Annotated in this window: 12 protein-coding genes; 3 read left to right on the forward strand and 9 right to left on the reverse strand. The window is 29.4% G+C overall.

The window, feature by feature from the left end:
• Positions 1-97 precede the first annotated feature (97 nt).
• The 4 genes from M4I33_RS05035 to M4I33_RS05050 form a co-directional block, all read right to left on the reverse strand.
• On the reverse strand, positions 98-397 hold the full coding sequence (locus tag M4I33_RS05035; protein WP_257915788.1) for a hypothetical protein: 300 nt from the start codon (positions 395-397) through the stop codon (positions 98-100).
• 292 nt (positions 398-689) lie between these two features.
• Positions 690-3605 carry a cellulose binding domain-containing protein gene (locus tag M4I33_RS05040; RefSeq protein ID WP_257915789.1) on the reverse strand — a complete coding sequence of 972 codons (2916 nt, stop codon included), beginning with the start codon at positions 3603-3605 and terminating at the stop codon, positions 690-692.
• A gap of 97 nt (positions 3606-3702) precedes the next feature.
• The gene (locus M4I33_RS05045; protein ID WP_257915790.1) at positions 3703-3855 is read right to left on the reverse strand and encodes a hypothetical protein; all 153 of its coding nucleotides are present in this window, start codon (positions 3853-3855) and stop codon (positions 3703-3705) included.
• A gap of 601 nt (positions 3856-4456) precedes the next feature.
• On the reverse strand, positions 4457-6757 hold the full coding sequence (locus tag M4I33_RS05050) for a T9SS type A sorting domain-containing protein (protein WP_257915791.1): 2301 nt from the start codon (positions 6755-6757) through the stop codon (positions 4457-4459).
• 155 nt (positions 6758-6912) lie between these two features.
• Here M4I33_RS05050 and M4I33_RS05055 point away from each other — a divergent pair, with 155 nt between their 5' ends.
• From M4I33_RS05055 to M4I33_RS05065, 3 genes are all read left to right on the forward strand, one after another.
• Entirely contained in the window at positions 6913-7473 is a 561-nt protein-coding gene (locus M4I33_RS05055; protein ID WP_257915792.1) for a hypothetical protein, read from the forward strand.
• A 242-nt stretch (positions 7474-7715) separates the two neighbouring features.
• Entirely contained in the window at positions 7716-9245 is a 1530-nt protein-coding gene (gene yjeM / locus M4I33_RS05060) for a glutamate/gamma-aminobutyrate family transporter YjeM (RefSeq protein ID WP_257915793.1), read from the forward strand.
• Positions 9246-9440: 195 nt separating this feature from the next.
• Positions 9441-10256: a hypothetical protein gene (locus tag M4I33_RS05065; protein ID WP_257915794.1), complete on the forward strand. Its 816-nt coding sequence runs from the start codon at positions 9441-9443 to the stop codon at positions 10254-10256.
• A gap of 398 nt (positions 10257-10654) precedes the next feature.
• On the opposite strand, the gene M4I33_RS05070 is transcribed toward M4I33_RS05065, so the two are convergent.
• From M4I33_RS05070 to M4I33_RS05090, 5 genes are all read right to left on the reverse strand, one after another.
• Positions 10655-11479, reverse strand: coding sequence for a Cof-type HAD-IIB family hydrolase (locus M4I33_RS05070; protein ID WP_257915795.1), 825 nt, complete (start codon positions 11477-11479; stop codon positions 10655-10657).
• A gap of 116 nt (positions 11480-11595) precedes the next feature.
• The gene (locus M4I33_RS05075; RefSeq protein WP_257915796.1) at positions 11596-11931 is read right to left on the reverse strand and encodes a hypothetical protein; all 336 of its coding nucleotides are present in this window, start codon (positions 11929-11931) and stop codon (positions 11596-11598) included.
• Positions 11932-11943: 12 nt separating this feature from the next.
• The gene (locus M4I33_RS05080) at positions 11944-12498 is read right to left on the reverse strand and encodes an EndoU domain-containing protein (RefSeq protein ID WP_257915797.1); all 555 of its coding nucleotides are present in this window, start codon (positions 12496-12498) and stop codon (positions 11944-11946) included.
• Positions 12499-12589: 91 nt separating this feature from the next.
• On the reverse strand, positions 12590-13873 hold the full coding sequence (locus tag M4I33_RS05085; protein ID WP_257915798.1) for a M48 family metallopeptidase: 1284 nt from the start codon (positions 13871-13873) through the stop codon (positions 12590-12592).
• A gap of 58 nt (positions 13874-13931) precedes the next feature.
• Entirely contained in the window at positions 13932-14699 is a 768-nt protein-coding gene (locus M4I33_RS05090; protein WP_257915799.1) for an EFR1 family ferrodoxin, read from the reverse strand.
• Positions 14700-14847: the final 148 nt, after the last annotated feature.

Below are 14847 nucleotides of genomic sequence, written 5' to 3' on the forward strand. Positions count from 1 at the left end.
CACGTAAAAGAAGATGCAATTTTTATAGTTGCATCTTTTATAAATTATAATTCCTAGTTTTCTTTTAAGATTCATTTCGATTCGCTTAACTGTCATTTTAAGAATATACTTTAAAAATCTTAGCAATTCTTAATTCATTTAATATGTCTATAGTTGAATCTACGTCATCAATGTTAAATAGTTTAGTATTACTTTCCTCATCTAAGTCTAAAGATTTTTCTGAATTTAATGCTAATATTAATTTAATATATCCTAAGAATATATCCTTCTTTTCATCAAAAGTTAGCATTTCATCTATTTCTATAAATACGTCTATTAAACTCTCATAATCTTTAGCTACAATTTTGTTTCCTTCATATACTACTAAATACTTAAGCGAGTTGCAGTTTTCTTCCATATTTCACCTCATAAGTGCCTTTATTAAATTTTTAACTAATTAGTTACCGAATCCTTTCGATAAGAAATACTATCATAAAAAAGTAATATTTAAAACACCTTGTTTTACTTGTTAAAAGATAATTAATATTAATTGATATTTTTTCGTATTTTTATTATTTATATTAAATTTCAAATTAAAGTTATGTAATAGTTATTATTTATTAAGTCAAAATATTCCCAAATAAGAAAAAACAAGCCCTGATTATCTATATCCTTAAAATATTCCATAATCATGGCTTGCTTATTTCAAATTATTTGTAAGTTACATTAATATCTTTTAAGTTAATTGTTTTTTCTCCCCCTTCACAGGCTCCACCTAAAGATATTTTTTCACCATTTTTAAGTGAACTGTTCCATGCTTTCGGAGTTATTTTGTATACTCCATTTTCATACTTTAAATCAGCATTCCAATTAGAAATTATTTTTTTATCACTTTTAAATGTTAATTCCCATTTAGATATATCTTTTCCTGTATCATTTTTTATTGTTAAGTCGTAATTTGCATTACCACCCCAATCTGATACTATTTTTAAATCAACGTTAACACCTTTTTTTACATTTTTATTATCACAAGTTACCTTTATTTCGTTACTAACACTTTGTCCATCTTTATTTTTTATGATTAATTTGTATATATATTCTCCAGAATCCTTGTTTGTAAAATCAAACTTTATATTTTGTGAAGCCTTATTAACTTCTCCACTTTTATCTATACGTCCATTTTCTAAAAGCTCATAAGTTAATCCGTTTGATTCTTTTGGAATATTTATATTTATACTGTAGTTACCATCATTTTTAAGGCTAGATGCTGTTATTTCACCAGCCTTTGGCACTACTACTTCTGGAACTATATTATTTTTAACATTAATAGTTACTATACTACTTGAAGTAGTTCCGTTATCATTAATTAAATCTGCACTATACATATAAGTGCCTGTCTCTTTATTTGAAACCTTATATTCTATACTACTTGAATCTTTAACATCACCACTTTTTACTGTTTTTCCGTTTTCATATAGCTTATAAGTCTTTCCTTTAGAGTCTTTTGGTATCTCTATATTTATACTATAGTTTCCATCACTTTCTAAATTAGATCCTTTAACTACTGGTTTTAACGGTAAATCTTTTGATTCCCTACTACTCCCTGAAGAAGAATTTGAAACATCAAAAGCATTACTACTTAGCATTAAAGGATTCTTATAATATTCTTGAGCCTTTGTAATCCAGAAGTAATCATCTGTTGGAGGAGAACCTACTGCATCAGTTGACGCACCAACTCCAGCTCCAAATAAAACTGAAACTATACCTGAGTCTTTAGCTAAATCCATATGACGTCCCCAAGTTACAGTATCTCCACTTACTTTTAAACTTGGATCCTTAGCTTCGTTTTGACTAAAGTACTTTAACCTATCAGCATTTCCACTTTTAAATGTATCTCCAAAGAAATAACTTGTAGCAGAATCTTCATAGTAGCCTGCTTTATTTTCTAATTCTTTAAAGTTTCCACCTGTATATGGACTCTTCGTAGTTGAATTATTTATATGTCCAACAGGTATTTGCCATAAAATAGCTGGCATACTCATTTGCTCATGCAATGTTTTTGTATATAAAAGATAGTTGTCCCAAATATCTGCATTCCAAAACCACTTAGCTTTTTGTGGATTACTTGCTGCCCCATCTTCATAAGCTCCATCTAACCCGTATTTATCTATAGATATAAAGTCTGTTCCGTAGCTATTTATCCCTGCACTTTTATAATAATTTGCAGTTTGAGTTGCAACATCTTTAATAAATTTTCTTCCTGAATCCCATCCTAAAAACTCAGTTTTGTGAAGTATTCCTTGTCCTGGAACTTCTGGGCTTGAGTAAGACCAAATATTAAATTGCCATCCGTTATAGGCCTCTTTATAATACTTATCTACTGTATAGTTTATAGCTTGAACTAAACCCTTAACATTATTAGAAAAGTCTGGGTCTTTGCCTTTTTCTAATACTCCTGAAGAATAAGCAGCTTCAACAAGTGCTGGTATTTCCTCTGGTGATTTATTAGATTGTTGCATCATATATCCTAGAAAGTCTGGTTCAAAAATCATTCCTATAGTTTCATCTTTACCATATTCTTTACATATATCTAAGAAATATTTTAAATCTTTAAAATATCCTTCAATATAAGATTTATCATTAATATGTTTTAAATCTACTTCATACCCTTCATCATTATCTGGAATATTATAATAAACAAAGAACGGAATCATACCCATCTTTAAACTTTCGTTTATAAAAGTTTTAGCTCTAGCTCCATCTTCGCTTGTCCAACTTCTCCAACCTTTAAATGGACCACCGTTTATGTATATATATCTTATGTCTGTCCTTTTATTAGTTAAATCATTTGATGTATCTCTCCAAAAATTTAAATCTTCTTCTTTATCTTCAGAAACTTGTCCTACTGATAAGTACTTAGGCATCTTAGGTAAATTACCTGATTTATCTTTTACCCTCACTCCAATTTGTCTCTCATCAGAAGTTTTATTATCAATAATTCTAAGACCACTTCTTCCTTCACTAATTCCTGTTACTTTCAAAATGTTACCATCAACAACCTCTGCTTTTGCTACAGAAGTATTGTTTGATATTACTTTAAAAGTACTATCTGTGCTTTTAGGATTAGCTAGTTTATAACTAACAGTCTCTTGATTTATTGTAAATTGTGAACTTACTCCATTATCATCAACCTTATCTATTACTATCTTTGCATTACCATTGCTCCCTACTACTACAGAAATTGTATCTGTCTTAGTAGTTCCAAAACTGTTTGTAAACTCTCCATAATAGTAATAAGTACCTGAATTTTGTCTTCCACGAACTTCAGTTACTATAGATTGTGCACTCGGAGTTTTATCTTCAAGCTTTCCTTCTTTTATGACCTTAAAATCACTGTTTGGTCCAAATCTTTCGTAAATTTTATAACTTGTAGCATTATTTCCATACCACATACTACAAGTGATGTCGTAATTACCATCAACATCAGTACCCCATTGATTATGAGTTATCTGAGGCTTGTTTGGCGATGCTTCAGCTAATGCAAAAACACTTTTAATAGGCATTAAAAGCATAACAAATGCAAATGCTGTAAAAGCAGCTAATAATTTTTTAGTGTTCTTCTTCAAATCCATCTCCCCCTACATTAAGATACAATTTAAGTTTTAAATTACATAAATTGTATTTAGATTATCTCAATAAATTTAGAATAGGAAATGGATAATATTATAATAAATTGTTAACCTTTACATTTTTCATTTTAAAGGATTCGGTGCTTGTCCTTGCTTGTCCTTGCTTGTCCTTGCTTGTCCTTGCTTGTCCTTGCTTGTCCTTGCTTCTCCCTCTTTCCCCTCTTATCCTTCTAGTCCTCTTAGCCATCTTGCCCTAATTGTCCCTCTTGTCCTTCCTGTACCTCTTCTCCCTTTTGTCCTCTCGTCCCCTTTGACCTTCTTTACTACTCTCTTTCTTTTTTAACCCAATTCACCTAATATTATTAATCTTCTTATACCTCTTTTCCCGATCCCCCTCCTTACCCGTATTTTTAGCTTCCTCCTACAAAGTTCCTCTAGTTACCTATCTATAAATCTTGTCATGCTTGTCTGCTTGTCCATCCTTCCTTCTTACATGCTTATAAAGCCCAATTTTACCAATCATATTAACCTCTTGCCCTTCCCATTTTTTACTTCCTGAACTCTTTTTAATCTAATACTCCTAATACTCCTAACAACCCTAGTACTCCTAATACTATTAATCTTCTTATCCTTATTTTCCTATTGATTTTAATACCCTTACATACAAATTATCCTTATACATATCCACAAACTATCCTCCTAAAAATAACTACTCCAAAACTTATCCACCCTAAAGTTACTTATACTTAAAAAATTTACTCTAAATTTTATTCTGAAAATAAAAAACACCATTTAGCTTTTAAACTAAATGGTGCTTTTTTGCAGGTGCTTGACATTTATATTAAAACTTAACTTGGCAAAGTAGTATTATTAACTTTAACAGTTACTATCTTGCTCCAAGCTGAAGCCTTGTCCCCAAAGATTTCTGCCTTATACATATAATCTCCAGTAGGCTTGTTTTTAATATCTATAACTATATTTTCTCCACTACTATTAACTACTCCTTCTTTGATTGTCTTCCCATTTTCAAATATTTTATAGCTAGTTCCTTTAGAATTAGCTGGGATTTTAACGTTAACAGTATAATTTCCATTACTACTTAATGTACTAGTTGTAAGTTCAGGTGCTAAAGGTTTTATTACAGTTTCCCCTGAACCTCCACCAAGATTAACTACATTATCATAATAATGCTGAGCCTTTGTTATCCAAAAATAATCATCTGTTGGAGGAGACCCTACCGCATCTGTTGATGCTCCAACTCCAGCTCCAAATAAGACTGAAACTATTCCAGCGTCTTTAGTTTCTTTCATATGATCTCCCCAAGTTATAGTGTCACCATTAACTTTTAATTTTGGATCATTTGCTTGGTTTTTACTAAAATACTCTAATCTTTTAGCTCCTGATGCCTTAAATGTATCACCAAAGAAATAAGTTGTTGCTGAATCCTCATAACTTCCTGCTGTATTTTTAAGCTCTTCAAAGCTTTTATTTGTGTACGGACTTATTTCTGTTGAACCGTTTATATGCCCTACAGGAATTTGCCATAATACAGCTGGTAAGTTTGTTTCTTGATGCAATCTATTTACATATAATAAATAGTTGTCCCAAATATCTGAGTTCCAAAACCATTTAGATTTTTCTGGGTCAGTAGCTGCTCCATCTTCAAAAGCTCCATCTAATCCATATTTATCTATAGATATAAAATCTGCTCCGTATGAAGTTATTCCTGAACTCATATAATAATCTGCAGTTTCTTTTGCAACTTGGTTTATAAATTCACGACCAGCTTCCCATCCTATTTGCTCAGTTTTATGAAGTAATCCTTGGTTTGGAATTTCGTGACTTGAATACGACCAAATATTAAACTGCCATCCATAATAGGCTTCCTTATAGAACTTGTCCACCATATAATTAATGGCTTCAACTAATCCTTTAACATCATTAGAAAAGTTTGGATCTTTACCTTTTTCCAATACTCCAGATGAATACACTGTATCTACTATAGCAGGTATTTTATCTGGCGCTTTATTTGCTTGTTGCATCATATATCCTAAAAAGTCTGGTTCAAAAATTATACCGATAGTATCATCTTCACCATACTCTTTACAAATATCTAAGAAGAATTTTAAATCTTTAAAATATGCTTCCATATATTTAGGATCATTGATATGAGCTAAATCTAGTTCATAACTTTCCCCATCATCTGGAATGTTATAATACACGAAAAATGGAATCATCCCCATCTTTCTACTTTCTTTTATAAATGTTTTAGCTCTAGCACCATCTTCAGTTGTCCAAGTTCTCCAACCTGTTAATGGGCCTCCATTTATATAGATGTATCTTACATCTGTTCTCTTATTTTTATAATCATTAGAAGAGTCTCTCCAAAAGGCTAGATCTCCTTCTCTATCTTCTGAAACTTGTCCTACTGATAAATAATCAGGCATTCCAGGTAAGTCACCATTATCTTTTCTAACCCTAACACCTACATATCTTTCATCACCAGTCTTTTTATCTACAATTTTTAGTCCGCTTCTTCCGTCTTTTAAAGCGCTAACTTTTAATGTATTGCCATTAACGATCTCAGCTTTTGCTACATCTTTATTGTTAGATATTACTGAGTACTCAGGTGAATTACTACTTGCACTAGTTAATTTATATTCTGTAATCCCCTTGTTAACTGTGAACTGAGTTTTAACACCATCATCATCTATAGAATCTATATATATTTTTGCCTTTTCAACACTTCCTACTCTAACTTCTATAGTATCGCTTTTAGTAGTTCCAAAAGAATTTATAAATTCTACATAATAATAGTATACTCCAGTTTTGTTTCTTCCTCTTATTTCTGTCACCACTGATTGTGGACTCGGAGTGCTGTCTGTAAGTTTACCTTCATTAACTATTGTAAACTCACCCTTTGGACCAAATCGTTCATAAAGTTTAAAGCTAGTTGCATTATTACCATACCAAATACTACATGTGATATCGTAATTTCCATCAACATCTGTTCCCCATTGATTATGGGAAATTGAAGGTTTTGCAGGCACCCCAGTTGTAGCTGCATAAGCTTGTTTTACTGGAATCAATGTGATTATAAAAAATAATCCCATTAGAAGCGCCAGGTTTTTTATACTTTTTTTACCCATTTAAGCCCCTCCTTAAATTAACATATTTTGTATACAATTACATTATCTCACATGATGTCGATTACTTACAATGGTTTTTGTTAAATTATATAATTATTTTTTAATTTAAGTAGTATAATAGAAAGAAAAGTTCAAATGAGAAAGAAGGAATCAATATGAAAACTTTAGAAAAATTTATTATTAATTTATGTGGTACCTTTAACAACAAAGAACAAATTGAAAATGAACTTAGAAATGGTAAAGTAGTTCACCCTAAAGCAAAACATATAAATGCAATTGCAAACGAAAAAATTACTAATTTACCAAGTTACTTTAAAGGTTATTTTATACTAGAAGAAAGCTATTACGATGTTAACGGTAAAACTAATGTAATGCCTCACTTATTTTTATTTACTTTAAATGATGATAAAAAGGTAACCCTTACTTCATATGAGATACCAGAAGGAATTTCAAAAGAAGATTTTAGAAACGATAATAAAGATTTAATAATGGATTTTAAAAAATTAAAAGTATCTGAAAAATTCACACCTCTTATTTATACCGAAATTGAGGATAATAAGTTTGTTGGCGAAAGCACTAGTGAGTTTTCTCCAGTTACAACTTTTATATTAAAAGAAACTGTTTCTTCTGATTCATTAGAAGTAAGTGAATGTTTTTATAATAACGGAAAATTAACTTTTGGATTTGTTGATCCTATAATTTATAAAAGACTTTAAAGAATGTGATTTTATCACATTCTTTTTTTATACCTATCTATTTAAAATCAAACTTACTTTAATTTAATATAGCCATTTTTACAGTTAAAATGAACCTTTTTACTCTTAGTTTATAAAACTTATACACTATGTTCTATTTTTATTCATTTAATTGATGTATTATATGTATTATTAATTACTTTTTGTATATTTATGCAATCACTTTTGCATATTAAAGGGTTTTCACAATTGGAGGAATTTAAATGAACAAAGAAAAAGAGAATGGTTATAGTATTTCCTTTTGGGGATTTATAACAATAATATTTTTGACTGTCTATGCTATAGCAAATAGCGAGCAAGTCTACTATCAAATGGGTTACGCATCAATTACATACATACTTATTGCAGCTGCACTATTTTTTGTTCCCTATTCATTTATAGTAGCAGAAATGAGCTCTGCTTTTAAAGATAGAAAAGGTGGTATTTACTCTTGGATGGCCGAATCAGTTAGTGAAAAATTTGGCCTTGTAGGTACATTAATATGGTACGGTGCATTTGTTGTAATGTGGTTTTCCGCTTCAACTATCTGTGTTTCACTTTCTGTAGCTTTATTTGGTAAAGATACAACATCAACTTGGCATATCTTTGGTCTAAGCTCTGCTCAAACCTTAGCTATAATTGGTGTTATTTATATAGTTATAGCTTCCTTTTTAACAACTAGAGGTCTTAAAAGTATTTCATTTTTATCAAACATATCAATGCTTACAATAATAATTATACATATAATAATCATAGGTGGCGGAATTATCTTATTTGTAAAATCAGGATTTAAATTCGCTGAAAGTTTTGATTACACGAAAGTAAGTTCATATTTTTATGGTCCTAATAAAGACTACGCTTCTTTTTTACCTGCTTTGTCTTTTATGGTTTTTTCAATATTCACCTTTGCAGGAATGGAAACAAGCTGTGGTTTAGTAGACCAAGTAAAGGATGCTAAAAAAAATGTTCCAAAAGCAATAATAGTTTCAACTGTTATAATTACAGCTTTATATATTTTAGTTATTTTAATTTTAGGTGTTGTATGCAATTGGAGTGATACTTTTGGGAAATCTGGAGTTAATTTAGCAAATTATTCTGTCTATATTTATCAGCAAGAATTTTATAGACTAGGAACAGTTTTAGGGTTAAGTCAAGCTTCTTCTATAGCCCTTGGAGAATGGGTAAACAGAATAATAAGAATTCTTACTTTAATCGGATTAACATCTGTCCCAATTAGAATTTATACTCCAATAAAGCATATGTTTGAAGGATTACCAGAGGGTATGATTCCTAAATCTCTTCAAAAATTAAATAAAAATAATATGCCAGCAAATGCTATACTTTTTCAAACCTGTATAATCGTATTTTTTATAATGCTTTTAGGGTTTGGTGGAGACAGTGTCTCTGCATTATTTGATAAAATGACTCTTATGACATTTGTATCTGGAACCGTACCAATTTCATTTATAATTTATGCTTATATTAAGTTTAAACTTAATGATAATATAAAAAAAGATTATGAGTTTTTTAGCAAAAAAGGCGGTATTATATGGGGATCTATCTGTTTTGCAGTAGTTACTTTTACTAATATTTTCTCAATAATAGAACCTGCACTAAATGGTAATCTAGATGATACATTTTGGGTAGCTTTAGGACCTGTTCTTTTCGGTGTTTTAGCATTGATTTTATATAAAAAATATGAAAAATCACATGAAAATATAGGTGATTTAAAGCATAGTACAGTTAATTCTTAATATATAAATCCTAAGAAATATATTTTTCTTAGGATTTTTTTAATTTTAAGGTATGCACTTATAGTACTCGTTACTCCTCTACAAAATTGTTTTGCTTCTTTGTTGGTATTTTACTAAAATAACCTGAATAAAGTCACTTTTTTATGTCCATAATCAAAATAACTGAAATTTTCAAGAATTTTCCGAGGTGAGATTATGGTACATACATCTACTTGTCCCCATTGCGATTCAAAACATTTTATTAAATACGGTAAATATAGGAATGTCCAAAGGTATCAATGCAAGGCTTGTCTTAAAACATTTAATGAAGGAACTGGGCTTGTCTGGCATAATACTAGAAAGAGTGTAGTCCTTTGGGATAAATACACTCGTCTTATGCTGTCAGGTTCTACTATAAGAGATTGCGCTGATAGGTTAGGTATCTGCATAGAGACATCTTTTAGGTGGAGACATAAAATCCTAAAACATATCGGAACTTATACTGATTCCAGAAGAACTCATATAGTTACAGCTATGAGACACACTAAGTTTTTAGAAAACTTTAAAGGGCAAAAGACTCCTCCCGTTTGCACTATTTCTAGAAGAAAAAATATTTTTGTAGCTACTACTATTAATAAAAATAATTACTCTCTAGCTAAGATATCCTTTTATTCTATGAGCCCTACAAAGGAATCTATAGAGAATTTATTAAATGAATTTAACCCTGTCTTTAATACTTATTTCTTGCCAGGAAAAGATAGGTTTTCTTATCTTGTATCAAAGAAATTAAACTACGCTCTTCATAAAAAGAAAGAATTAAAAATTTCTAAAGAAGAAAGTCAAATTTTACTTAGTCACTGCTCTGATTTTATATTAAATTTAAGAAGATGGCTTAGAAAATTTAGAAGTGTTGCTACAAAGTATCTACAAGTTTATTTAAATTGGTTCTTATATATTTACGAAGGATCCTATGAAAAACATACTATTTTATCAAATTTAATAAGTTCTATTTTTTGTGTAAAAGTTATTTAATTATTCTCAGACTAACCCTTAATATAGGTCTACCTAAGAGCTTGTCCATCTAACTTCCACTTGTCTACTACAATCAAATTTTTATAGTTTGTCTAAATAATTTTTACTTGTCCAAAATATCAAAAATTTACCCTAATATAGCGAAAATCCCTTGTACCAATAATATTTCGTAACATTTGTGTAGGTTTTTTTGTTTTTTTATAATTGTTTATTTACTACATATCCCCTATGCCTGTTTAGTTTTAATTAATTTAGGTGTACAATATCCATGAGGTGATCTATATATGATTTTTCTAGATATATTAATCGCTTTAGCGCCTATTTTTGCTTCAATTTCCATAGCAAAAATGTATGCAAAAAAGAGCTACACTAAAAATTAGTGTAGCTCAAATTACTCTTTATATAAATTTTTCTATAGCTTTAGCAACACCAAACTTAGTATTTGTATCAGTAACAAAAGTTGCTTTTTCTTTTAAAATATCTAGACCGTTTCCCATTGCTACTGAAACTCCAGCATATTCTATCATAGAAAGGTCATTTTCACTGTCTCCAATGCACATAACCTCTTCTCTTTTTACGCCTAACATTTCAGCAAGTCTTTTAACAGCTTCTCCTTTTGAAGTCCCTTTTTTCATCACTTCAAAATTATTAGACCAAGAACTTACAACTTCATACTTTCCTAAAGCTTTAAACTCCTCTTTTGCTTTTTCCATCTCTTTTAAATACTTATTTTCTTTATCTATCGCTATAACTTTTAAGATATTTCCCTCATTTTCTTTTAGCACTTCAGTTAAATTTTCATTTACTATAAATTCAACTCTATCACAAGCTTTTACTAGCTTATTCATATCTTTATAAGAATGATCTTCCTCATCTTTTAAACTGATTACTGAGTTATATGTATTAAAATTAAATCTAAAATCATATTTTTTTAAGATATCATAAATCTCTAAAGTTTCCTCTAAAGATAACGGATTTTCGTATATTACATCATTAGAATCCCCAGATCTTATGTAAGCTCCATTTGATGAAATAATTGGTGCATCCACCCCAGTCATTCTTGCATAATACTTAGCTGATGTAAATAATCTCCCTGTAGTTATCGCTACGTGAATTCCTTTATCTACAGCCTTTTTTAAAGCCTCTCTGTTTTCTTCTGGTACGTTATGATCATCTGCTAATAAAGTCCCATCCATATCAGTACATATAAGTTTTATCGCCATAATCTCTTCTCCTTTGTCCCTTAGTTTGTATATTTTTATTATAACCTAAATAAAAATAAGTAAAATAACAATTGTTATTTTTAACATAAAAAAAGGTAGAAATTAATTCTACCTCTTTAAACTTTATCCCTATTTTCTACCCAAAGCTCTACAAACTTTCTAAGTTCTGTAGTTTCTATTCTACATTCTTCTGCGTCATCATCTAAATTGTCATAGATAGTTGTGAAGTCTTTTCTTATTTCGACTCCGCAAACATTTCCATCAATTTCTTCAAAATTACTTTTCCCGCTTAATACTTTGTCTATTGCATCAAATACATAAGTTGGGTCTGAACCTTGAATATCTGACATCAAAAAATCTGCTACTAACCTTATTCTAGGGGATACAATAATTATTTTTTTCTTTCTTCCGCTTTTAAATGTTATTTCATCAAATTTATAATCATATTTCATAAAATATTACCTCTAATACATTGGGAATGCTGAAATTATTTTTCCTGTTTTTTGATCTAAATACATACTAATTTGCATGCCTTCTTTTGTTTCTCCCATATAAGTATCTTTGCTACCTTTAACGTATTGTCTGTCGTTATAAGCTTCATTTATAGCATCTACAACTTGTTGTGGTGTCCAATCTTTAGGATATAAAGTTGATCTACCCTTGTTTGAAGTTTTCTTAACTCCATCTACTTCAACCTCAGCTGTATAAACACCATATTTATTAGGTTTAGAACTTGTGCCTTCTATTACTTTTCCCTTGCTTCCTGGGAATCCTTCATAATGGAAGCCTACAGCTTTTCCTCTTTTATTTATCTCACCCTCTAAGATATGCTTTAGGGCGCCGTGCCTAAAGTTTTCAGTGTTTTGTAAATCAGCTATAGAATTTACTGTGTTAGTAACACTTTGCTTATTATTGTTTTGAGCGCCAACATTTGCACTACTGCATCCTGATAAAACACCTACAACTAAAAAAAGACAAGCTAAAAGTTTTGCAAAATTACTAGTTATTGTTTTTTTCATAAAGTACCTCTCCTTCTTTTGATTATTTACCCCTAAAAAAAGTTACATTAAAAAACTTTAATGTAACTTCTATTATACTAGACTTTTCTATTTAATTCATTTTAACAGATTTTAAATAATTTTTTAAATCCTTGTCATCTTTATTATATTTAAGTCCTTCTTCTAATACTTTTATTCCTTTAGCCTTTTCTCCCTTTGATATATAGTGAGTTGCTAAAAACTCATAGGCTCTTGGACTTTTCTTATTTTCTTTTATATATTTTTTAATTGTTTCTACCTTTTCATAGAAAAGCTCTAGATATTCTTTATTTCTATGAACTTCTGTGCAATTACTCTTTGATTCTAATACAGACTCTCTAAGTTCTCTTTCAAAACTACTAAAAGTTTTCCCTGTTACTTTTTCAAAAGCTATTGAAAATTCTTCACTTGAATTTTTCATTTCTTTTAATATATTAAAGATTATATTTTCTCCATATTTATCTATTAAGGTTTTAACACCTAAACTACTTTGCTTATATTGATCTATATTATATTCAGCATTAAATCCTTCTCCGTTATTTAAATGCTCAAAAGGAATTATTTCTTCTCCCCCTAAGTCCTTTTTACAAATTATACGTCCTGCTGTATATTCTGCAAGCCCTTCATCTACCCACCTTGGTATATCTGTATGTAATATATCTGTTTCTTCAGCCATTTTATATAAATAATAATGCGATATTTCATGTTTTAAAATTTCTTGTAATGGAATTATTCCACTTAAAATAATATTTAACGGATCACCTGCATTAAGGTATATAGTATTATTTGCAGCTATATAATACCCCTTTACAAAGTGGTTTCCATTAGATCTCTTAAAAAACACATCTTCATCATAATCTAATTTAATTTTGAAAGTAGGGTCTTTATCACCATATACTTTTTTACATTCTTTTATAGCAAAATCCAGTTTCTTTTTTAATATATCTAATGCTACTTTTGAATTTTCATTATAAAAAATTTCTATTCCCTTATAGTCTTCTTTAATAAATTTTTCGTTATAACCTAAAGGCTCTTCGCTTTCTATAATTAATCTTGCAATTGCATTCCCTGTCTTTTGAATATTATTAACCATATAATTAGTTCCAACAACTAAAATTAACAGTACTATATTTACAAAAACTAAAATTCCCCTTCTTATCCTCTTATCTTTTCTTTTAACTATCCTCTTTATAAGGATAAATATCATAAACCCAATAAATATTAAAGTTCCTGCTGTAACTATATAAGATAAATGATATTCTTCTACAGGTATAAAGATTAAGTAAACAAATAACACTAGTGAATATAACCCTATATATAAAACTGACTTACCTAAACTTTTAAATAATTTTTTCAATCCCCCACCCCTTTTATACAAATTATAACATATTTGTATAAAAAACCTTAAGCGAAATTTATTTTATATAGTCAGCTATCTTATATTGTTCGTACTTTTCTCCTTTATAATTTATAGCGTTTTTAGGGCAATTATGTATGCATCTTGTACAAAGCATACATTTATTTAAAAATTTGATATTCTTATTATCATCAAAAACTATATTATTTTCTGGGCAATTTTTAACGCATAATCCACACTTTATGCAATTATCATCAACTGAAAAGTTTTTTCCCATAAATCTTGCCATCACACTAAAGGTTTCTGCTAATAAGTCTTTTCCTAAAACTCCTTTAGTATACTTTTCTAATGGAGTTAATGATTTTTCATTTATTTTATCTATTAGAGCATCCATCTTTTTATTAACTTCTTCTACCATATCTTTTATTTCTTTATCTGTGTTTTTTTCATATCTTCCAAAATAAAAGTTTCTTGGCATAACGTATGTATCTTTTGATAAAATATTATACCCCTTCTTTTCTAGTTTCTTAGCTAATGAAATTACGCCATTTGCATTTTTAAGCCCTGCTGACGTTGAATAAACTATACAATCTATATTTTTATTAGGTACATTTCTTAAAACCCATCTAATCATCTTTTCTGGAACGTTTCCCGCATATATAGGACCCCCTAAAATTAAAAGCTCCGTATCTTCATCTATTTTAGGATTTTTATCAATGCTGCTTATTTTTACTTCATTATCCCCATTAGATAATTTCTTTCCTAAATAGTCCCCTACGTATTTTGTATTTCCTGTTCCTGAAAAATATATTATATTAATTTTCATAAACCTTCCTCCCCAAATCTTAGTTGCCTACACAACACTTTTTATTTATTATAACCCCATTTAGTTGTCCACGCAACTTGTTTTATTTTAAAATAATAGGGAAATTAAACAACTTTAAGTTTAATTTCCCTTATATTTAATATCTGTT

The organism is Clostridium sp. LY3-2 (assembly GCF_024705715.1).
GTDB lineage: Bacteria > Bacillota > Clostridia > Clostridiales > Clostridiaceae > Clostridium.